This window comes from Streptomyces malaysiensis subsp. samsunensis, assembly GCF_024519315.1.
GTDB classification, from domain to species: Bacteria; Actinomycetota; Actinomycetes; order Streptomycetales; family Streptomycetaceae; genus Streptomyces; species Streptomyces malaysiensis.
In genome coordinates this window covers 38,811-60,487 of the sequence record NZ_JANIIC010000049.1, presented here as the reverse complement: position 1 = coordinate 60,487, position 21,677 = coordinate 38,811, and the positions used below count along the sequence as shown (strand labels likewise).

General features: G+C 73.6%; 12 protein-coding genes. 3 read left to right on the top strand and 9 right to left on the bottom strand.

From position 1 onward, the window contains the following. Window positions 1-281: 281 nt before the first annotated feature. The 6 genes from NQU54_RS33680 to NQU54_RS33655 form a co-directional block, all read right to left on the bottom strand. Complete coding sequence (locus tag NQU54_RS33680) at window positions 282-1,319, bottom strand: ankyrin repeat domain-containing protein (RefSeq protein WP_257634344.1); 1,038 nt, start codon at window positions 1,317-1,319, stop codon at window positions 282-284. Next, complete coding sequence (locus NQU54_RS33675) at window positions 1,316-4,960, bottom strand: hydantoinase B/oxoprolinase family protein (RefSeq protein ID WP_257634343.1); 3,645 nt, start codon at window positions 4,958-4,960, stop codon at window positions 1,316-1,318. Before NQU54_RS33675 ends, NQU54_RS33680 begins: the two co-directional genes overlap by 4 nt. Beyond that, complete coding sequence (locus NQU54_RS49470; protein WP_308408519.1) at window positions 4,957-6,270, bottom strand: SGNH/GDSL hydrolase family protein; 1,314 nt, start codon at window positions 6,268-6,270, stop codon at window positions 4,957-4,959. The genes NQU54_RS33675 and NQU54_RS49470 overlap by 4 nt, the downstream gene beginning before the upstream one ends. After that, complete coding sequence (locus NQU54_RS33665) at window positions 6,267-7,481, bottom strand: glycosyltransferase (RefSeq protein WP_257634342.1); 1,215 nt, start codon at window positions 7,479-7,481, stop codon at window positions 6,267-6,269. Before NQU54_RS33665 ends, NQU54_RS49470 begins: the two co-directional genes overlap by 4 nt. Before the next feature lie 308 nt (window positions 7,482-7,789). Next, window positions 7,790-8,956, bottom strand: a complete 1,167-nt coding sequence (locus tag NQU54_RS33660) for a glycosyltransferase family 4 protein (RefSeq protein ID WP_257634341.1) — start codon at window positions 8,954-8,956, stop codon at window positions 7,790-7,792. Window positions 8,957-9,333: 377 nt separating this feature from the next. After that, on the bottom strand, window positions 9,334-10,758 hold the full coding sequence (locus NQU54_RS33655) for a HEAT repeat domain-containing protein (RefSeq protein WP_257634340.1): 1,425 nt from the start codon (window positions 10,756-10,758) through the stop codon (window positions 9,334-9,336). A gap of 312 nt (window positions 10,759-11,070) precedes the next feature. On the opposite strand from NQU54_RS33655, the gene NQU54_RS33650 reads away from it, so the two are divergent. Continuing rightward, window positions 11,071-12,573, top strand: coding sequence for a PP2C family protein-serine/threonine phosphatase (locus NQU54_RS33650; protein WP_257634339.1), 1,503 nt, complete (start codon window positions 11,071-11,073; stop codon window positions 12,571-12,573). A gap of 237 nt (window positions 12,574-12,810) precedes the next feature. Here the strand turns inward: NQU54_RS33650 and NQU54_RS33645 are convergent, their stop codons facing one another. Further along, on the bottom strand, window positions 12,811-14,319 hold the full coding sequence (locus NQU54_RS33645; protein ID WP_257634338.1) for a DNA-binding protein NsdB: 1,509 nt from the start codon (window positions 14,317-14,319) through the stop codon (window positions 12,811-12,813). A 246-nt stretch (window positions 14,320-14,565) separates the two neighbouring features. On the opposite strand from NQU54_RS33645, the gene NQU54_RS33640 reads away from it, so the two are divergent. Further along, window positions 14,566-15,669, top strand: a complete 1,104-nt coding sequence (locus NQU54_RS33640) for an aminoglycoside phosphotransferase family protein (RefSeq protein ID WP_257634337.1) — start codon at window positions 14,566-14,568, stop codon at window positions 15,667-15,669. 165 nt (window positions 15,670-15,834) lie between these two features. Continuing rightward, complete coding sequence (locus tag NQU54_RS33635; protein WP_257634336.1) at window positions 15,835-17,868, top strand: N-acetylmuramoyl-L-alanine amidase; 2,034 nt, start codon at window positions 15,835-15,837, stop codon at window positions 17,866-17,868. A 144-nt stretch (window positions 17,869-18,012) separates the two neighbouring features. Here NQU54_RS33635 and NQU54_RS33630 read toward each other — a convergent pair whose 3' ends face one another. After that, window positions 18,013-18,513: a hypothetical protein gene (locus NQU54_RS33630; protein ID WP_257634335.1), complete on the bottom strand. Its 501-nt coding sequence runs from the start codon at window positions 18,511-18,513 to the stop codon at window positions 18,013-18,015. A gap of 61 nt (window positions 18,514-18,574) precedes the next feature. Then, window positions 18,575-21,502 (bottom strand): ATP-binding protein, encoded by a 2,928-nt coding sequence (locus tag NQU54_RS33625; RefSeq protein WP_257634334.1) that lies wholly within the window; start codon window positions 21,500-21,502, stop codon window positions 18,575-18,577. Between the last annotated feature and the right edge of the window lie 175 nt (window positions 21,503-21,677).

Below are 21,677 nucleotides of genomic sequence, written 5' to 3'. Positions count from 1 at the left end.
GCGTACGCGCATGGTTCGTGGGCGGACGCCCAGGAACCATGCGGGGGCGTCCGGGCGGGCTTTGACAAGGTTCGGGTTTCCGATCGCGGCGGCCGCAAACTGATCCGAACACGCCATGCCGCACACCGGACTTGTTCGATGGGGCCCCGGGGGTCTCGGCCCTTCCGAGAGACGTCCCTCCCGGGGGTGCTCCCTCCCCCCGGGCCTCCCTGCCAGAGGTATCGATCCCAGAAGTGTCGATCCCGGAGGCGTCGATCCCAGAAGCGTCCCTCCCCCGGCCGTCAGTGCCGCAGATGGCCGGGCAGCCGGACGACGCTGCTGCCCGGCCGGCCGATCCACCGCGGCCCGCCGTCGACCGCGCCCCCCGTGACCGCGGCGGCCATCGCCAGCGCCCGCGCCGTCCAGCCGGACGGATGCCCGCCGTCCCCGAAGCGGTACCGCCACGCCTCCTCCGGATCGCCCGGCCCCGGATCGAGCATGACCTCCTCGGAGGGGCACATCACCCCGTCGCGGGCTACGGAAGGGTGGATGAACGCGTCGGGGTGGTCGAAGACCGAGACGGCCACGGCGCCCACGGAGAGCGGCCCCAGCAGCCTCTCCTCATGGATGGCGATCCCGTCGAACTGCTGGAGCACCACACCCCCGGGCGCCGCGCCGACCAGCACCCGCCCTTCGTCCTCCAACAGGACGTCCGCGTAGTCGACTTCGCCGTCCTCCTCGGCGTCCCCGTCCCTGCCTCCGTCCCCGCCCTCGTCCTCGTCCCCGTCCTCGCCGATGGTCGCCACGACGTCTCCCCCCAACTCGGCCACGACCTCCGCCACGCTCCGCCCGGCCACGAACGCCACACAGCCCCAGTCGTGATACTCGCCGCCCTTCCCGCCCCCGTCGTCGAAGGCGGCAATCAGCTCATCGGCCGCCCGCTGCGCGGCCCGCTCCTCCGGGGCCGGCTCCCGCGCACCGGGCAGCCCGGCCACCAGGTCGGCCAGCGGTGTCCACCACGCCAGCTCCCCCGGGCACCGTCCGTCGGCCGTGCGCGGCCGCCAGGGGTCGGCCCCGGCCGAGATGAGCGCCGACGCCTTCTCCCGGTCCCAGTTGCGCACCGCGTGCCACAGCGGGGTGCGGTCCTCCGAGTCCGGCCGGTCCACCTCCCTCGCCACCGTGAGCAGTTCGGCCAGCACCTCGACGCTTCCCGCACAGGCCGCGGAGTGCAGCGGCGCCATATGGCCGCCGGGGGCACGGTCGGGATCGGCCCCCGCGGCTAGCGCGGCGCGCACGGCCCTCAGATCCGTCCAGTCGTGGATGTCCTGCCAGTCGGTCATGCGTCCAATCTGGCATCCGACACCGACAATCCGTCCCCGCCCTCCTCCGCCGGGCCGTAGCCGCCGCCGCCCGGTGTGTGGACGACCAGGACGTCCCCCACCCCGACGTCCGCCGCGTCACGGCCGTCCAGGAGGTGGAGCGAGCCGTCGGCGCGCTCGATCAGGTTCGCGCCCAGCGCGCCCGGTTCACCGCCCGCCATGCCGTACGGGGCCACCCGGCGGTGGCCGGTGAGGAGGGCGACGGTCATCGGCTCCAGGAAGCGGATGCGGCGAGTGACGCCGTGGCCGCCGCGCCAGCGGCCGCGGCCGCCGCTGTCCCGGCGGATCGCGAAGCTCTCCACCCGCACCGGATAGCGCCACTCCAGCACCTCGGGGTCGGTCAGCCGGGAGTTGGTCATATGGGTCTGCACGGCGTCCGCGCCGTCGAAACCGGCTCCGGCGCCGGAGCCGCTGGCGACCGTCTCGTAGTACTGGACGCGGTCATTGCCGAAGGTGACGTTGTTCATCGTGCCGGAGCCCTCGGCCTGGACGCCCAGGGCCGCGTACAGGGCGCCCGTGACGGCCTGGGAGGTCTCGACGTTCCCGGCAACCGTGGCGGCCGGGAAGACGGGCGCCAGCATGGAGCCCTCGGGGATGCGGACCTCGAGGGGCTTCAGACAGCCGGAGTTGAGCGGGATGTCCTCGGCGACGAGCGTCCGGAAGACATACAGCACGGCCGCCATCACCACCGAGCTGGGCGCGTTGTCGTTGCCCGGCCGCTGGGACGAGGTGCCGGTGAAGTCCAGGACGGCGCCACGGGCCGCGCGGTCCACCGTAAGGGTCACATGGATGACCGCCCCGCCGTCGGTCTCGTAGCGGTACGAGCCGTCGCGGAGATCGGCCACGATACGGCGCACCGACTCCTCGGCGTTGTCCTGGACGTGGCCCATATAGGCGTGCACCACATCGAGTCCGAACTGCCCGATCATCCGGCGCAGTTCCTGGATGCCCTTCTCGTTGGCGGCGATCTGGGCGCGCAGATCGGCGAGGTTGGCGTCCGGGGCGCGGGACGGATACGGCCCGCCGGTCAGCAGCTCGCGGGTCTCCCGCTCACGCAGCGCCCCGTCCCGTACCAGCAGCCAGTTGTCGAAGAGGACGCCCTCCTCCTGGATGGTGCGGCTGAAGGCGGGCATGGAGCCGGGGGTGATGCCGCCGATCTCGGCGTGGTGGCCGCGCGAGGCCACGAGGAAGAGGAGTTGCTCCCCCGCCTCGTCGAAGACCGGGCTGACCACGGTGACATCCGGCAGATGGGTGCCGCCGTGGTACGGGTCGTTGATCGCGTACACATCGCCTGGCCTCATGGCGTCCCCGTTGCGCCGCAGCACCTCCTTGATGGACTCGCCCATGGAGCCCAGATGCACCGGGATGTGGGGGGCGTTGGCGATGAGATTGCCCTCGGCGTCGAAGAGGGCGCAGGAGAAGTCGAGCCGCTCCTTGATGTTGACGGAGTGGGCGGTGTGCTCCAGGCGCACACCCATCTGCTCGGCGATGGCCATGAAGAGGCTGTTGAAGACCTCCAGCATCACGGGGTCCACCTCGGTGCCGACCGCGGTGGTGCTCGGCCGCGGCCTGACCCGGGTGAGCAGCAGATGGCCGCGTTCGCCCATGGCGGCCTGCCAGCCGGGGTCGACCACGGTGGTGGCGTCCTCCTCGGCGATGATCGCGGGCCCGGTGACCCGGTCCGCCGGGCGCATATGGCCGCGTTCGTACAGCGCCGTCCGCTGCCATCGCCCTTCCGAGAACATCCTTACGGTCGCCACGGGCGCCGGCTCGCCCTCCCTCGGCGGCGGTTCCACGGCATGGCCGCCGGTGGGCCCGGACGCGCCGACCGCCTCGACCGAGACCGCCTCCACGACCAGTGGCTTGTCCATGGTGAAGGCGTATTGGGCGCGGTGCGCGCGGATGAAGTCCTCGGTCATCGCGGGGGCGGAGCCCAGCGGTACGGGAATGCTGGAGTCCGTTCCCGCGTACCGCAGATGGACCCGTGCGACGGTGTCCAGGGTGTACTCCGGGACGCCGTCCGCGAGCAGTTCGTCCCGGGTCTGGCCGGCCAGCCGCGCGCACAGCTCGCGCACGCGCGCCAGCGTCTCCTCGCCCAGCTCCGCCTCGACGGCCTGCTCACGCATGGCGGTGGCGTCGGCCACCCCGATGCCGTACGCGGAGAGCACCCCCGCGAGCGGCGGCACGATCACCGTGCCGATGCCGAGCGCGTCGGCGACGGCGCACGCGTGCTGGCCGCCCGCGCCGCCGAAGCTGGTGAGCGCGTAGCGGGTGACATCACGGCCGCGCTGCACGGAGATCTTCTTGACCGCGTTGGCCATGTTGAGCACGGCGATGTCCAGGAAGCCCGCCGCGACCTCCTCCGGTCCGCGCCGGTCGCCGGTGGCCTCCGCGATCTTCTCGGCGAGGGCGGCGAAGCGCTCCCGGACCGTCGCCGCGTCCAGCGGCTGGTCGGCGTGCGGGCCGAAGACCGCCGGGAAGTGGTCGGGCTGGATCCGGCCGAGCATCACATTGGCGTCGGTCACGGTCAGCGGGCCGCCGCGCCGGTAGCAGGCGGGGCCGGGGACGGCACCGGCCGAGTCCGGCCCCACGCGGTAGCGCCGGCCGTCGAAGTGGAGCACCGAACCGCCGCCCGCCGCCACGGTGTGGATGTTCATCATCGGGGCGCGCATCCGCACCCCCGCCACCTCGGTGCCGAAGACCCGCTCCAACTCGCCCGCGTAGTGCGAGACATCGGTCGAGGTGCCGCCCATGTCGAAGCCGATGACACGGTCGTGTCCGGCCTCGCCGGAGGAGCGCGCCATGCCCACCACACCGCCCGCCGGTCCGGACAGCACCGCGTCCTTGCCCCGGAAGTGCGCGGCCTCCCGCAGCCCTCCGTTGGACTGCATGAACATCAGCCGGATACCGGGCAGTTCAGTGGCCACGTCCTCCACATAGCGGCGCAGGATGGGTGAGAGATACGCGTCGACCACGGTGGTGTCGCCGCGGGAGACCAGTTTCATCAGCGGGCTGACCTCGTGGGAGCAGCTCACTTGCGGGAAGCCGAGGGCGCGGGCCACCGCGGCGACCGCCTGTTCGTGCGCGGCGTGCCGGTAGCCGTGCAGCAGGACGACGGCGGCGCTGCGGAAGCCGTCGCGGTGAGCGGCGCGCAGCGCCTCGCTGGCGGCGTCGAGGTCCAGGGGGCGGACGACCTCGCCATGGGCGTCCACCCGCTCGGGGATCTCCACCACCCGGTCGTACAGCGCCTCGGGGAGCAGGATCCGGCGGTCGAAGAGGCGGGGGCGGTTCTGGTACGCGATGCGCAGCGCGTCCCGGAACCCCTCGGTGACGACGAGGACGGTCGGCTCGCCCGTGCGCTCCAGCAGGGCGTTGGTGGCCACCGTGGTGCCCATCTTGACGACGCCGATCCGTTCGGCCGGGACAGGTTCGCCGGGGCCGAGCCCCAGCGTCTGCCGGATCCCGGCGACGGCAGCGTCCCTATAGCGCTCGGGATGGTGGGACAGCAGCTTGCGGGTGACCAGACGGCCGTCGGGACGCTTGCCGACGACGTCCGTAAAGGTTCCGCCCCGGTCGATCCAGAATTCCCAGCGACCCGTCACCCCGCCATTGTCGCAGCGGGCGGCGGTGTGTCCGCGATGAGCGGATCGGCGGTCGGGTGAGGCGGGGGCGCGGCGGGCGCGGCCTGCCGGGTGCGCGGGGCGTCGGGCGCGGGTCTCCGGGCGAGCGGATCGGCGGCCGAGGGGGTGGGGGTGGAGGTGGAGGTGGGGGTGGAGGTGGGGGGCAGCGGATCGGCGGCCGGATGAGGGAGCAGGGCGGGGGCCGGGCCACGGGTCACCGCGGTGAGCGCGGCGAGCGTCGCCCGCCGGTCCCGGTCCTCCAGCAGATGTCCGGTGCCCCGGAGGTGGTGGCTCCACTCCAGTGCCGCCAGCGCGACCAGGCCGGGCAGGAGGTCGGTGCAGCGGTCCGCTATCCAACGGGTGCCGCGGGTCGCCATCCACCATGCGGAGGCGGTGCGCGAGGGGGCGCGGCCGTCGAGCTCCAGGGACGGCGGGGCGCCGGTCGCGATCGACCGGGCGCGCAGGGCGCTGTGGAACTCCCTGGCCAGCAGCCGGTGCCCCAGCTCGCTCGGATGCAGCCGGTCCACGCTCCACGCCCGCCGGTCGGCGACCCAGGCGTGGTCGCCCAGCTCCACATGGACCGCCTCGTAACGCTGGGACAGCGCGTGCACCACGGTGTTCACCGCGCGCATCCGGCGCCCCAGCGGGCGCGCCAGCGCGGCCGGGAGCCCCAGCATCCGCCCGGGGTCGGGCAGGCAGGCGGTGAGCACCACGGTGCCGTCGGCGCGCAGCGCGGCGATCGTGCGGTCGAGGGCCTCGGCCACCTGGTGGATGTCGAACGAGTCGCGCAGCGTGTCGTTCCCGCCGACCACGACCGACGCCAGATGCGGACGGGCGCGACGGGCAGCGGTCAGCTGCTCGTCGGCGACATCGGCGGCCAGCGCCCCGCTGCGGGACACATTGACGAACTCCACGGGCTCCTCGGGATGCGGCCCGCACGCGGCCGCCAGCAGCGCGGCCCAGCCGCGCCAGCCGCCGGGCACCGGGTCGCCGAGCCCCTCGGTGAGCGAGTCGCCCAGGGCGGCGAACCGCAGCCTGCGCGGCTCCGCGCCCTCGCCCGTGCCGGGTGCCGTGCCCGGTGTCGTGCCCCGCGCCGTGGTGTGTGTCCGGGACGCCTGGTGCGGGGCGGCCGTGGATTCCTGCCCCGTACCCTCCGTCCGCGTAAGAACCGCCTCCGCATGAGACCGCTCCGTGCCGGGCGACTCCGCATGAGACCGCTCCGTACCAAGCGACTCCGCATGAGACCGCTCCGTACCAGCCCGGTCCCCCGTATGAGCGCCGGCTGCGCTCACCGCACACCGCCGACTGCCCGGTGCGCGGAGACCGACGCGGCGGCCGGGACCCGGCCGCCGTCGGCGCACCGGACGCCCTCGGTGGACGCGTCATGGGCGGTCAGGAAGGAGGCGACCGCCGCGGGCCAGCCATAGCGCTCGGCCCGTGCCCGCGCCGCGGCCCGGCGGAGGGACTCCGAGCGGGCGAGTACGCGCTCGACGGCGTCCGCGAAGGCCGGTCCGTTGTCCGCGGCGGTCTCGCCCGCGGGCCCGACGATGTCCGGCAGCGCGGAGAGTGCGCTGACGACGACGGGCGAACCGCAGGCCAGCGCCTCCAGCGCCGCGAGGCCGAAGGTCTCCGCCGGGCCCGGCGCCAGCACGACATCGGCGCTCGCCTGGACGGCGGCGAGCCCCGCCCGCTCCGCCACATGGCCCAGGAAGACGGCCGGCAGCCCCTCGGCGTGGGCGCGGGCTTCCAAGCGCGGCCGGAGCGGCCCGTCCCCGGCGACCACGAGCGCCGCGGAGACGCCCCGCCGCCGCAGCTCGGCGAGCGCGTCGAGCGCCCGGCCCGGCCGCTTCTCGGGCGAGAGCCGCGAGCACATGGCGAGGAGCACGGCCGCCTCGCCACGGTGGTGGTCCCGCAGCGCGGCGTCGTAGTGGGAGGGGTGGAAGTGGCCGAGATCCACGCCCAGCGGGGCGCGTACGACATTCCGCGCACCGATCCGGACAAACTCGCGCGCCGCCCATTCGGTGGTGCAGACGATCCGCGAGTACGCCCGCGCGGTGCGGAGGTTGAGCCGGTCCGCGGCTCCCCGGGCAAACCCGTCCGGCGCACCCCAGGTGCGCAGCACGGCGTCCGCGCTCTCGTGGGAGACCATCACGGCGGGGACGCGGGCACGCCGCGCCCACTCCCCCGTCCAGCGGAGGGTGGTGCGGTCCGACACCTCGAGCCGGTCCGGCGCGAGGCCGTCGAGCAGCCGGGTCAGCCGCCGCCGGTCGGTCAGGACGCGGTAGCCGCCGGTACCGGGGATGGTCGGCCCGGGCAGCGTGATCACCCGCCCCTGCCGGGTCTGCTCGTCCGAGACCCGCTCACCCGGCACCACCAGCACGGCCTCGTGCCCGGCCGCCTGGTAACCGGCCCCGAGCTCGCGCAGCGCGGTACGGAGGCCGCCGGAGGCGGGGGTGACGAAGTTGGCCAGCCGGACGATGCGCAGCCCCTTGTCGTCGCTCATGCTGTGCTCTCCTCCCACGGCGCTCATACCGAGCCCCTTCCCGTAGCGATTCCGCCCGCGCGACGCGGAAGCGCGCGCATCATCCCCCACCGCGGCCCGGCGGCCACGCACGCGGCGCTCATACCGTGCCCCTTCCATTCGCTTCTCCGCCCACGCGGCACAGAAGCGCGCACATCATCCCCAACCGCGGCCCGGCGGCCGCGCGTGCGGCGCTCATACCGAGCCCCTTCCATTCGCTTCTCCGCCCACGCGGCACAGAAGCGCGCACATCATCCCCAACCGCGGCCCGGCGGCCGCGCGTGCGGCGCTCATGCGGCGACCGCCGTGCGGGCCGCCAGCACCTCGGTGTAGTGGTCGATCAGCTGGTCGCCGATCGCCTCCCAGGTGCGGCCCTCGACCGCCTCGCGGCCCGCGTGCCCCATCGCCGCGCGCAGCTTCGCGTCGGCCGCGAGCAGCGATACGGCGTCGGTCACCTCGGTCGCGTCCCCGGGCGGCACCAGCAGCCCGGTACGCCCGTGGTCGACGAGGTCGAGCGGGCCGCCCGCCGCGGGTGCGATCACCGGGACGCCACTGGCCTGGGCCTCCTGCACGGTCTGGCAGAAGGTCTCCTGGGGTCCGGTGTGGGCGAAGACGTCCAGCGAGGCGAAGATGCGGGCCAGGTCGTTGCCGGTGCGGCGGCCGAGGAAGCGGGCCGTCGGCATGGCCGTCCGCAGCGCGGGGTCGCTCGGCCCGTCCCCGACCACGACCACCTGGACACCGGGGAGCTTGCTCAGCGGCGCGAGCAGCTCGACGTTCTTCTCCGGGGCGAGGCGGCCGATGTATCCGACGATCAGCTCACCGCCGGGGGCCAGGGAGCGGCGTAGCTCCGGGTCGCGGCGCGAGGAGTGGAAGCGCTCGGTGTCGACCCCGCGCGGCCACAGCCGGATCCGCGGCACGCCGTGCTCGTCGAGGTCGCGGGCGGCGGCGGTGGAGGGCGCGAGGGTGCGGTCGGCGGCGGTGTGCACGGCGCGAATGCGCCGCCAGGCCGCGTTCTCGCCCGCGCCGAGATAGGTGCGCGCGTAAGAGCCGAGGTCGGTCTGGTAAACGGCCACCGCGGGTATTCGGAGCCGGAGCGCGGCCGTCATCCCGCGCGCGCCCAGCACGAAGGGGCTGGCGAGGTGGACGACGTCGCTGTGGTGGGAGGTGATCGAAGCCGCGAGCTTCCGGCTGGGCAGCGCGACCCGCACCTGCGGATAGCCGGGCAGGGGCAGGGACGGGATCCGCACGACCGGGTACGGATGCGACCGGTCGAGCTCCCCTTGCCTCTCGGGTGGCCCGCCGGCCGCGGCGGGCGGTGGGCCTCCGGGGGGACCCGCCGGTGCGATGACCAAGGGGTGATGACCGCGCCGGTAGAGGTGATCGGCGGTCTGAAGCGTGCAGTGAGCGACGCCGTTGATGTCGGGTGGGAAGGATTCAGTCACGATGGCGACACGCATACCGGTGTTGTCGGCGTACGAAGGGTGGCCCCGGCATCGTGCACGTTGCGCGCCGTAGAACGTCCCATGAGCGTTGGCCCTCACGCTCCCCGGGCCCTGCTCCGGCCCCCGGTGAGACCATCGCAAACCCGTATGTACCAGCCGATACGGCGGCCGGTCACTCGGCGTGAAACTGCCGCTGCGCGAATGCCCTGTTCAGGGCAGAGCGCAAATACGGAGGGTGATGACCCTTTCACCCTTGCCGGGGAAGACGCGCCCGCCGCCCCCGAGGTTGCCTGCCCCGGCGCGATGCCTTGCTCCGGGGCGGACGGCGGAATCGGAAGCCGGGGGCAGAGGCCCGCCGGGGTCAATAGCCGGGCGGCAGAAGCCCGGCGGGGTCAGAGGCCCGGCGCCTCGGGCTCGAAGCGGCTGCGGACCGCCGTCTGGACCTCGGCCTCCTCCGCAGGGTCGGCGGCCAGCCGGCGGAGTTGTTCGACCACGCGGGCGTCGGCGGTGGCGGCGTGGTGGGCGGCGAGTTCGCGGGTGCTCTCCTCGCAGTCCCAGAGGCATTCGACCGCGAAGCCCGCCGCGAAGGACGGATCGGTGGCGGCCAGCGCGCGGGCGGCGCGGCCGCGGAGGTGGGAGGAGGCGGTCTCCCGATAGATATGGCGCAGTACGGGCGCGGCACAGGAGATCGTCAGGCGCCCGGCGCCGTCGACGAGCGTCCACAGGGTCTGGGCGTCCGGGCCCTCGGCCCGGACCGTGCGGCGGAGGGCCGCGAGCACGAGCGGGGTGTCGTACTGACCGCCGCGGCAGGAGAGCATCGCGGCCGCCGCGTCGCCGAGGGCGTCGGGGCGGTGGGCCCAGACCCGGGCCCGGTCGAGGGCGGCGATACTGCGCATGCGTTCGAATGCGGAGAGGGCCGCCTGGGAGACCAGCTCCGAGGCGTCCGGCTCGGTCACGGCCGCCTCGATCAGGTCGAGCACCTCGGGGTCGCCGGTCTCCGCGAGGTGGCGCAGCGCCGCGGCGCGGGCGGCGTCGGGGGCCGACGCGGCGGCGGCGAGGAGCTCGGGCCGGTCCTCGGGGCCCGCGACGGCGGCCAGACAGCGAGCCGCCGCGTCGGGGCGGCGGGCGTCCGGCTTCAGATCGTGCTCCCGCTGGGCCCACAGCAGGATGTCGTGGACGCTCCAGCCGGGGCGCGGCCCCGAGGGCCGCAGCTGGCGCTGCCACCGGTCGAAGGCGCCCTGCTCGGCCGCCGCGCGCACCCGCGGCCCGTGGTGCGGATCGTCGGCCCACAGCCGCCAGGGCCGGGGTTCATAGGCACCGCGCACGACGGCGGCCAGTTCGGCGTCGCCGTCGGAGGTCTCGGGGAAGCGGACGAGGATCGCGGGGGCGAGGCCGCGCAGCCCGGTGTCGTCGTCGCGCAGGGCCAGCTCGTCCAGGGCCCACTCCCAATTGCTGCCGGCCGCGGCGTAGCGGCGCAGCAGCCGCAGGGCGTCTGCCCTGCCGTAAGCGGCGAGGTGGCCCAGAACGGACAGGGCGAGTCCGGTGCGCGCCTCGTCCTCGTCGACCAGGTCGTCGGGGTGGAACAGATGCTGTTCGATCTCGTCGAGTCCGGCGTCGAGGTCCAGACAGAGCCTGGCGTAGTAGAGCGAGCGGTTCTCGACCTGCCAGTCACGGCGGGGGTCGCGCAGCACACACTGGTGCAGTGCCGCGAGCGCCTCGGCCCGCGGCGCGGCGAGGGCGTGCAGGGTCCCGTCGCCGCGGCCTCGCTGGAGGAGGCCGAGCAGGGTGCCGCTGGGCGCTATGTCTGGATCGAACATGAGGTCAGCATCCGGTGCGGGAGGTTCGCTGGCAACGGGATTTCCGTCGATCGGCATTCTTGCCGATGTCCTGGCGCCGTATGCCTGATGAACGGCGTGAGACTGCGGGACTCCCGAGCGCCGCAGCCTACCCGGAATCGCGCCCTCCGCCGATTCCCGCCGGACGCAGCCCCGGAAGGCCATCGGCATATGCCGCAAGCACCACCGGATCGGGTATTGCCAAACCGCTTACGGGATGTCGCACCCTGTGCAAGAGTCGTTACCGGTCCCTCCCTCAAGACCGGCCGCGCCGCGCCCGTATCGGAGAACGTCATGCCGTCCCCCCGCTCCGCGGACCATCCCGCCGTATCGCCTCCCCAGCGTGACACGGTGGACGCCCTCATCTCACAGACCCAGCGGCTCCGCGGCGGCCTCGACGCCGTCCGCCGCGACACCGTAGCGGACCTGAGTGGTACGGACGACGCGCAGCTGCGCTGGCAGCGCGCGGTGTGCGAGCTCGCCGTCCATCAGCTGGACGATCTGGGCCGGCATCTGGACGAGCTGCGCGAGGGACTGGCCGCCGATCCCCCCGAGACGGACGCCGAGACCGCGGCGGAGGCGGCGGCTGCGGTGACGGCCGCGGCGGCGGCCGGATGCGCGGCCGACGGCCGGGGCTCGTCGCCGAGCCGGGTCGGCAGCGCGGAGTGGAACCTCCTCACCGACGAGGTGACCTGGTCCGACGAGCTCTGCCGGATCTTCGGCCGGCACCCCGGGGACGGCGGGCTCACCCTCGACGAGCTGCCCTCCTGGGTCTTCTCCGAGGACCAGCCGATCCTGACCGCGATGGTCACGGACTGTCTGGTGGACGGAAAGCCGATCGACGGGGAGTTCCGCGTCGTATGTGTGGACGGCGCGGTGCGCACCGTCCATATGGCGGGCGAGCCGGTGCTCGACACCGACGGCAGCACCGCCGCCATGTGGGCCGTGCTCCGGGATGTGAGCGAGCTGCGCCGCGGCGAGCGGGCGGTGCGCGAAAGCCGGGACACCCTGCGCCACCAGCGGCGGATCGCGCGGACCGAGCGCCGGCTCGCGGTGGAGGTGCAGGAGGCCGTGCTGCCGCCATGGCGCGGCTCCCTCCGGCTTCCGGCCCGCGACGGCTTTCCGGGCGCCGAACCACCGGATGACGGCGCCGCCCTCGACCTCGCCGCCCACTATCTGCCCTCCGAGTCCAGCGCCCAGATCGGCGGCGACTGGTACGACGCGCTGGAACTGCCGGACGGCCGGACCCTGCTGAGCGTCGGCGGCCTCACCGGCCATGGAGTGACCGCGACCTGCGGTATGGCCATGCTGCTCGGCGCGGTGCGCGGCATGGCGGTGGCCGGGATCGAGCCGGGCCCGCTGATGGGGCGGCTCAACCAACTGCTCGCCGTCTCCTCCCAGCCCGCGCTGGTCGGCGCCGTCTGCGGACAGTACGACCCGGACACCCGCACCCTGCTCTGGGCACAGGCCGGACACCCCGCCCCGCTGCTCTTCCGCGACGGGACGGGGCGCCCGCTGCGCTCTCCCGACGGCGTGCTGCTGGGCGCCACGACGGGCGCCGCGTACGCCCAGGCCGAGGAGCGGCTGGAGCCGGGCGATCTGCTGGTGCTGCACACCGGACGGCTCGCCCGGGACGCCGAGGGCGCCACCGAGCGGCTGCTCGCGCTCGCGCCACGGCTGACCGCCGCCCACGGCGCCCAGGAGTGCGTACGGACCGTGGCCGAGGCGTTCGGCGACGAGCCGCGTGCGAACGACGCCTGTGTGCTGATCGCCAGGGTCACCGCCGCCCGCGCATGACGCGGCTTCCCGCGTCGGCATGACGCGGTGATCGACCCCTCGTAAGCGGTGCCCGACCTCGTAAGGCGTCGCACCGCGTAAGGCGTGCCCCCCGTAAGGCGTCGACTCCCCGTAAGACGTTGCCCCGCGTAAAGCCCTTCGTACGGCCCCTCCGGCCCTTCGTCATGCCCCTCGTAAGGCAAGCTCCTCGTAACGCGAGCAAGCTCCTCGTAAGCCCCATAAGGGGTGGCCCGGACGCTAGACGGCCGGGCTCCTGGCGATGGAGCCGGATCCTTTCAGCCCCGCGCCGCCCTTTCCCGCGCCTCCCTTCGGCAGTACCCGCTGGATCTCCTCCCGCAGCTCCCGGACGGCCGGTGAGGTGCCGTACCGCGCGGTGAGCCGGTACATCTCGCGCAGCCGGTCCCAGGTGCGGTGCGAGGAGTTCTGCTCGATCGTCAGCAGGGCCGTCCGGGCGTAGCGCTCGGCCTGCTCGGGGTCGTCGCCGATGAAACAGGCCGAGGCGATGGAGATGTGGTCGAAGATCTGGGACCGCTGGCGCCCGCCCTCCCGCATCCGCAGCGCCTTCTTCGCATGGTTCAGGGCGATCCCCGCCGCCGCCGGCTCGTGCTCGGCGAGGGTGCGGTAGACCAGCCCCTGCATCCCGTGCAGATCAGCCTCGTTGAACAGCTGCATCCAGCTGGGCGCCGGCCCGTGGTCCCCGTCGGAGACGAACAGCTCCTCCGCCTCGCCCAGGGCGCGCCGCGCCGCCTGGCCGTGGCCCTTGGACGCCTGCGCCCATGCCTCGATGGTGCAGAACATGGCCCGGGTGCACGGCAGCGCCTGCTCGCCCGCACCGGACGTGGCCAGCTTCATCAGATCCAGCGCGTCGTCCGGGCGGCCCAGGTGCACCATCTGCCGGGCGGCCCGGGAGAGCGCCTCGCCCGCCCGGGGCCGGTCGTCGCCCTCGCGGGCCGCGTGCGCGGCGATGACGAAGTACTTCTGGGCGGTGGGCTCCAGGCCGACGTCATGGGACATCCAGCCGGCGAGCACCGCCAGATTGGCCGCCACCCCCCACAGTCTGCGCTGAAGGTGCTCGGGGTGGCGGTAGGCGAGCATGCCGCCCACCTCGTTGAGCTGGCCGACCACGGCCTTGCGCTGGAGCCCGCCACCGCGGGCCGCGTCCCAGGCGCGGAAGACCTCGACCGATCCCTCCAGGGCGTCGATCTCCTGGGAGCCCACGGGGGCGGCCTCATAGCGGTCGAAGCCCACGGGCTCGACGGACAGGGGGTTGTCGGTACGGGGCGCGTCGGTGGCGAGGGTGGGGTCGGAGAGCAGAAAGTCGCTCATGGCACCGGTGATGGCGGATCCTGCGGCGAGCGCGGCGCCCGCACCCACCAAGCCGCGTCGGTTGAACATAAGGTCCATTCCCGTGAATTCGGTGAGGACCGCGGCGGTGGACTCGGGCGGCCAGAACAGCCCGTCGCCGGACTGCCCCTTTCCCGCGCGCCCCCCGCGTCCGAACCCGAGATCCTCGATGGTCACGACTCGACCGAGGCGCTCGGTGAACAGGGCCGCCAGCACCTTGGGCACGGGATCGCGCGGCGTCTCGCCGGTGTCGATCCAACGCCGCACCCGCGAGGTGTCGGTCGCCAGCTGCGGATGGCCCATGGCCGCCGCCTTCCGGTTCACGAGTCTCGCGAGTTCCCCCTTGGACCATCCGGCGAGGCCGAACAGATCCGCAAGACGGGTGTTGGGTTCCCTCGTCACGTCAAGCCCCCAGGTTCCTCGGCTGACTTGACAGTAACGGCCCCGTCACAAGCGGTGCGACTATTCGCCAGGGTTCGCCAGGGTCCGCCAGATGGTGTGCCACCCGCACACGGGTGTGATGTAGGAGCGCGTTACCCGGCCCGGTGGCGGCTCGCGCTGGATCGGCCGCATTCCCCAGGGTGCGGCCCCGCCCCGGGGCCGGGTGCGTACGCAATTCGTCGGCACACGAAGGGATCTGTATCGCCCATGTACGCAGCATCGTCCTCCGTGTCCGCCCCGCCCCGGCCGTACCGGCGGCAGCTGCCCGGCGCTGGGCCGTACCTCGATCCCGCCCCCGGCGGCCGGACCCGGCGGACCGCCGCCCTCGGCCCCGTGCCGCCCCGCGGGAGACTCGACTTGTCCGGTCCTCAGGGCGCGCAGCTGCGCACCGCGATCACCTCGGTCCATCGCATCTGTCCGGAGTTCAACCCGGTCCAGGTGCTGCGGCGCAGCGGCCGGTCCGTGCTTCTGATCGGCGCGACCGGGCGCAGCACCGCGGTGGCCAAGTGCCTGCTGGACCACTCCCCCGCGTGGGCCGAGCGGTTCCGCCGGGAAATAGCGATGTACCGGGCGTTCGTCCGCCAGCGCCCGCCGGTGCGTGTGCCTAGGCTGATTGCCGCCGACCCGGACAACTGCGCACTGGTCATCGAGCGGATGCCCGGGCGGATCGCGGCCGCGCAGCGCCACCCCACCGAACCTCCGCCGCGCGCCGATCTGGGGGCGGTGCTGGGCGCGATCCGCCGGGTCAACCAGTGGCGCCCGCCCGCCGGTCTGTTCGACGCCCCCATCGACTACGCCGTCCGGCTGACCCGCTATCACGAGCTCGGACTGCTCACCGACCGGGACATGGGCGATCTACAGAAGCTGCTGCGAGGCGTCTCGCAGACCTGTGGGCGGCAGACCCCGGCCCAATTTTCCCATGGCGACGCCCTGTTGAACAATGTCCTGCTCTCCCCCGCGGGCCCGGTGCTCCTCGACTGGGACCACGCGGGCTGGTATCTGCCCGGCTATGACCTGGCCACGCTGTGGACGGTGCTGGGCGACGCCCCCGTGACCCGGCGCCAGATCAGCCAGCTGGCGCAGGCCGCGGGCCCGGCCACGCGGGATTCCTTCCTGGTCAATCTGATGCTGGTGCTGACGCGGGAGATCCGCCAGTACGAGACCGCGGTGCAGCGCACCATGCACGACCCCGCCCCCGTGGTGCCGGGCGCGGTTCCGGCCGGTGAGGAGCAGCGGCTGCTGCTGCGCAGGCTGCACGACGACTGCGCGCTGGCCCGGCGCGCGGTGCGGGCGGCGGTCGGCACCCGCTGAGCGGAGGCGGAGTGGCGTCCGGGCGCGTCACCGGTCTGGACCGGTGACGCGCCGCAGGCGGGCTGACGTCCGAACGTCCGTCCGGGTGACGGCGATTGACGCCACGCCTGGCAGCGCATATCTCTAAGTGGCTCGGCTCGCCCCGGCCCGCTTGAGGAGGCTGCAATGCCAGAATCCGCACAGGACAGCGCCCACGACGCGAACAGAGATCCGTCCGGTCCCACCCGGCGAACCACACTGCGGACCGCGGGAGCCGCGGCGTCCGCCGCGTTTCTGCTCCCGCTGGTCTCGGCGACACCCGCGGCCTACGCCGACCAGTCACGGGCCGAGGGGGCCGAGGGGCCTCCGGCCGACGGCGGCGCATTGCAGCGTGCCTTCGCGGCCGCGGCCGCCGAGTACGGCGTTCCGCTGAGCGTGCTCCTGGGCGTCTCGTATCTCCAGTCGCGCTGGGACGGCCACCGCGGTGCGCCGAGCGTCACCGGCGGCTATGGCCCCATGCATCTCACCGACGCCCACACCGCCCTACTCGGCGCCCCGCACCACAGCCAGGGCACCGAGGACGCGCGCGGCGATCTCGCCCGGCCCCTGCGGGTCCCCAAGGCCACCGTTCCCGAGCCCCGGCGGCTGCCCGCGCGGCTGCGCACCCTCGGCCGGGCCGCGGAGCTCACCGGGCTGTCCGCGGAGGCGCTGCGCGGCGATGAGAGCGCCAATGTGCGCGGTGGCGCGGCCCTGCTGGCCGCCGCCCAGAAGCGGCTGGGGCTGCCGCGGAGCGAGGACCCCGCCGACTGGTACGCGGCGGTGGCGGCCTACTCGGGCGCCGATGACGCCACGGCCGCGGGCGTCTTCGCCGACGAGGTGTACTCGGTGATCCGCGGCGGTGCCTCGCGGACGACCGCCGACGGCGAGCGGGTCTCCCTCGACGCGGCGCCCGGTGTCGCGCCGGACACCCGGCAGCTGCGGACGCTCGGTCTGGCCTCCCCCGCGCGGGATCCGCGGGTCGAGGCCCCCAAGGACGTGTCCTGCGAGTGGCTCCCGGCGCCCTACGAGGAGTTCGGGGACAACGACTACGGCAACCACGACCTGGGCGAGCGCCCCTCCTCGCAGTCCATCGACTACATCGTCATCCATGACACCGAGGGCTCCTGGGACACCACCCTCAAGCTGGTCCAGGACCCCACCTATGTGTCCTGGCAGTACACCCTGCGCTCCTCCGACGGCCATATCGCCCAGCATGTGCCGCTGAAGGACGTCGCCTGGCACGCGGGCAACTGGTACGTCAACGCCAAGTCCATCGGCCTGGAGCACGAGGGTTTCCTCACCGCCCCCGACGCCTGGTACACGGAGGCGATGTACCGCTCCTCGGCGCGGCTGGTGCGCTATCTCGCCAAGCGGTTCGACATTCCGCTGGACCGCCAGCACATCCTGGGCCATGACAATGTGCCGGGCACCACCACCGGCACCATCCCGGGCATGCACACCGACCCGGGCCCCTACTGGGACTGGGCGCACTACTTCACCCTGCTCGGCGCGCCCTTCCAACGCACCGCGGGCTCCTCCGGCGGCCTGGTCACCATCCGCCCCGACTACGACACCAACCGGCCCGCCTACACCGACTGCGAGACGGCGGGCCAGGCATGCGCCCCGCACGGCTCGGCCGCGGTGCGGCTGCACACCGCGCCGAGCGCGGACGCCCCGCTGGTCAAGGACATCGGGCTGCGCCCGGACGGCTCCGACTCGACGACCGGTGTCAATGACACCGGGGCCCGTGCCACCACCGGGCAGCAGTTCGCGGTCGCGGGGCACGAGGGCGACTGGACGGCGATCTGGTACCTCGGCCAACGCGCCTGGTTCCAGAACCCCAAGCGGCGGCCGACGGCGGTGGGCGCCAAGGGACTTGTGGTGACACCCAAGGACGGGGCGGCGGAGGTCACGGTGTACGGCCGCGCCTATCCGGAGAAGGAGGCGTATCCGGAGGGCGTACCGGTGCAGGCGGTCTCGCCGCTGCCGTACAAGCTGCTCGCCGGGCAGTCCTATCCGCTGGGGCTGCGGACGCGGGGCGAGTATCTGTGGGCGACCACCTTCGATCCGGCCGGTCACAAGGTGGTGCGCGGCCAGGATGTGTACTACCAGATCCAGTTCGGGCACCGGGTGGCGTTCGTCCGGGCCGCCGATGTGACGGTCCGGCGCTCCGGGAAGTGAGGTTGATGGGTCAGCGAAGCTGATGGATCGATGGGCCTGATGGCCCGTCAATCCACCGTGGAGGAGTGGTAGAAGAAGGGCCGTGGGCGCGGCCGTACCGGCCTCGTGCCGTACGGGCGTCTCACGGCCCTTCGCGGCGGCCCCTCAGCGCTGCTGGAACATCTCCGCGGGCAGCGGCTTGAGCAGCCGGTACAGATCGTCGGTGATCGGCCGGTCCCAGCTGGCGATGGTGACGAGCACACCGTCGCTGCGATCGAACTGGGCACAGGAGATCCGGCCCTCGGAGAGCTTGATCCGGCGGACGATGAGGAGGTTGTCCTCATGCATGACCGGGCTGTCCTCGGTGTCCACCACCTGGACCGGCTCATCGTTCCCGAGCGCCGCCAGCAGCTGGGTCACCTCGAACGGCGGCTGCCCCTCGGCCACATCCCGGGCCGGGGACCCCTCGGGCAGATTGCCGATGATCATGGCCGGGCCGCGCCCGCCGAACAGGTCGTACCGCAGGAAGACGCCCTGGCAGGTGCCGTCGGGGGCGGGCAGCAGCCCCGCCCCGAGATCGCCGGGCCAGTCTCCCGGGTCCATGGCGAGGACATCGAAGTCCGGCCCGGTGGGCGTGGCGGCGCTGCGGCGGCGGAGGAAGGACATGCGGACATGGTACGTGGCCGCGCGCCCGTTCCCGTGTCGGGTGGCGGACGGGCCGCACCCCTCATTCGGGGTCGGGCACCGGGCGCTGGGGAAGGCCGACGGTGGGCGTGATGAGCCGCTTCGCCAGCCCGGCCCGGTCGGTGCCGACCTTACGGTAGACATCGGAGAGCAGCCGGGCGACCTCGCGCTCCTCGAGCCCGGTCGTCTCGCTGATCCGGGCGTCCGGCCAGCCCTCGGCGGCCCGCTCGGCGATGGCCTGCTCCTGCGAGGTCAGCGGGCTGGTGTGATCCACCCGCAGCTGCATCGGGCGCAGCCCGGCCGCGGACAGCTCGTCGCGGGCCCGGGCGGCGAGCGCGTCGGCCCCGCAGCGCACCGCTCCCTCCAAACCGCGGTAGAGCCGGTCGCCGGCCTCCTGGGGCAGGCCGATGCGGCGCAGCGCGGCGCCGTGGTCGACCAGCGCCACGGCCAGGTCGTACGCGGCCGGTGAGCGCATCAGATGGCTGACGGCCTCGGCCAGCAGCTTGATCCGGTCCGGCCCCTGGGTCACGGTGGCCGCGGTGTGCAGCGCCTTGCCGATCGCGGAGTGGGCGCCGAACTGGCGGGCGCGGCGCACCGCGTCGTCGGCGACCTCTGCGGCCTGCCGGGGACCGGTGAGCGCGAGGGCCTGGGCGAGGTGGAGCTGCCAGGGGCACCAGGCGGGGTTGCGCATACCGCGTCCGTCCATGCGGCGGCCGACCTCGATGAGCCGGTTCCGGGCCTCGCGGTGCAGATTGGCGGCGAGCAGCAGCTCACCGCGGACCGCCGGCACATCGGGGCAGAGCGTGGCCTGCGGAAGGGTCTCGCCACGGTGCCCGGCCGCGAACTCCTGCGCCTCCTGGATCCGGCCCCGGCAGATCAGCGTTCCGATGAGGGTGCCGACCGCGGTCCAGTGGGCGGGTGTCGAGGAGCCCACCAGATCGGCGATCCGCATCCCCTCACGGGCCAGCTCCTCCGCCTCGCCGAGCGCGCCGCGGCGCAGTCGGGCATAGCCGAGGAGGGTGAAGCCGAACGCCAGATGGGAGCCGCGCCAGCCCTTGCGCTCGCATTCGGCGATGCCCTTGTTGAACAGCTCCTCGGCGCGTCCGGGCTGGTCGCAGTGGAGGAAGACCAGGGCGACCAGGATGGGCACCTCGAAGCCCCAGTCGTCATCGGTCCAGCTGAGGCCGTCGCCGAGGGCCTCCTCCGCGTAGTGCAGCGCGGTGGCGACGGGCTCTCCGCGCGTCATCGCGTCCCAGGCGCGCAGCCCCATCAGATAGCGCTCGGCCATACCGCGGCCGGTGAGGTGCTCCGCGAGCCGGGTGAGCCGCCGGGAGCGGGCGGGCGACTCCTTCTCATCGGCGCGGAACATGTTCCACATCAGCTGCTCGGTCTGCATCCGCAGCCGGGTGCGGGCGCTGGTGGCGCGTCCGACCTCGTCGGCGAAGACCTGGGCGGCCTCCTCCATACGGCCGCTGTGGCCGTACGCCTGGGCGAGCCGGTAGGTGATCGCCTCGCGCAGTTCGGGGCCGAGCGCGGGCTCCCCGAGCGCGGCCCGCAGATGGTTGACGGTGACATCGGGCTCGGTGAGCTGGGCGGCGCAGCCAAGCTCGTACAGCACGGCGGCGCGCTCCTCCAGGGCGGGCGGTTCGCGCAGGGCCCTGGCCAGACAGCGGCGCCCGGCGTCGGGTGCCCCGGCGCGCAGATACTCCCGGGCGGCCTCCCGCAGATGGTGCACCACCCATGGGTCGCCCTCGGGGTGCATCTCCAGCAGATGCCGGCCGGCCGCCGCGGAGCCCAGGCCCGCGCCGAGCACCACGGTGGCGGCCTGGCCGTGCATGGCCACTCTCATGGCGCCGGGGATCGCCTGGTAGACGGCGGTGGCGATGAGCGGGTGGAGGTACTCCAGGGGTTGGGTGCCGTTTCCGGGGCGCGGCGGGGCCAGGATCCGCGCGTCGACGAGCCGCGCCACCATTTCGGCGGCCTCGGACTCGCTGAGCCCGGCGACATTCGCGGTGAGCGCCGGGGTGGCCTCGATGCCGAGGACGGCGACGGCCCAGGCGAGGCGGACGGCGGCGGTGCCGAGGCGGGTCAGCCGGTCGTTGAGCCCGCTGTCCCTGGCCGAGGAGACCAGTTCGCGCAGTGCGGGCAGGTTCTCCGACTGCGGTTTCAGCCTGCGGTCGCGGATCTTGGCGGTGAGCTCGGTGATCTCCCAGGGGTTGCCGCCGGTCATCGCCCAGCACTCACGGCAGAACGCCTCGTCGGCGTGGTCCCCGAGGACCTCCCGGACGATTCTGCCGACGCCGCCCGGGGTGAGCGGGGCCAGTACGTGGGGCCGTGCTCCCTGGCGCTCGACCAGGGCCCGTATCGCGGCGACGTCGGCGGTCAGGTCCTCGGGGCGGTAGCCGACGGCGAGCAGCAGGGGCAGATCGGCGGTGCGCGAGGCGAACCGGGTCAGCCAGTCCAGCGATTCGGGGTCGGCCCAGTGGACATCGTCGAGGATCATGACGACCGGGGCGTGCTCCACGGTGAAGCGGGTCACCAGCCAGTCGAGGCCGTCGCGGACGCCCTGTGGATCGGGTGCGCCGCCGCTGCCGGAGACCACCAGGCCGACCGCGGGCGCCACGATGTCGTACCAGCCGCCGAGGATGCGGCGGTGCTCGTCCTCGCCGGTCGCCGCGAGCACCGGCTGGAAGAGCTGGCGCACCACATGGAAGGCCGCGCCCTGTTCGTGCTCGCCACCACGGGCGCGGAGCACGGTGCAGCCGCGGGCGACGGCCCGCCGGCGCGCCTCGCCGAGCAGTGCGGTCTTGCCGACGCCGCCGGGCCCCTCGAAGGCGATCACTCCGCCGCCTCGGATCTCGTCCCGGTCGGCGGGTTCCGTTCCGCACAGTTCGGTCAGCGCGCCGTGCACCGCGCGCAGCTCCCGCTCCCGTTCCAGCAGTGTCCGGCGCGTCCGGTTCTGTTGGCTCATGCACTCCGCCACGTTGCTTCCCCTCCGGCAGGTGACGCCGAGCGTAGCGTGAATGGCACGCTCCGTAGCTCCCGTATGGAGGGATTTCCGTCCGCTCTTGCCACTGGCATGCGCCAATTCACCGCCTCCTCTATCGATGCCACGTTCCGCACGCGAGGATGACCGGATTCAGCGG

Bases quoted from the DNA above. Each gene is read 5' to 3' on its own strand.
- NQU54_RS33680 (WP_257634344.1), bottom strand. From the start codon at position 1,319: ATGACCGACTGGCAGGACATCCACGACTGGACGGATCTGAGGGCCGTG.
- NQU54_RS33665 (WP_257634342.1), bottom strand. From the start codon at position 7,481: ATGAGCGACGACAAGGGGCTGCGCATCGTCCGGCTGGCCAACTTCGTC.
- NQU54_RS33660 (WP_257634341.1), bottom strand. From the start codon at position 8,956: ATGCGTGTCGCCATCGTGACTGAATCCTTCCCACCCGACATCAACGGC.
- NQU54_RS33655 (WP_257634340.1), bottom strand. From the start codon at position 10,758: ATGTTCGATCCAGACATAGCGCCCAGCGGCACCCTGCTCGGCCTCCTC.
- NQU54_RS33650 (WP_257634339.1), top strand. From the start codon at position 11,071: ATGCCGTCCCCCCGCTCCGCGGACCATCCCGCCGTATCGCCTCCCCAG.
- NQU54_RS33640 (WP_257634337.1), top strand. From the start codon at position 14,566: ATGTACGCAGCATCGTCCTCCGTGTCCGCCCCGCCCCGGCCGTACCGG.
- NQU54_RS33635 (WP_257634336.1), top strand. From the start codon at position 15,835: ATGCCAGAATCCGCACAGGACAGCGCCCACGACGCGAACAGAGATCCG.
- NQU54_RS33630 (WP_257634335.1), bottom strand. From the start codon at position 18,513: ATGTCCTTCCTCCGCCGCCGCAGCGCCGCCACGCCCACCGGGCCGGAC.
- NQU54_RS33625 (WP_257634334.1), bottom strand. From the start codon at position 21,502: ATGAGCCAACAGAACCGGACGCGCCGGACACTGCTGGAACGGGAGCGG.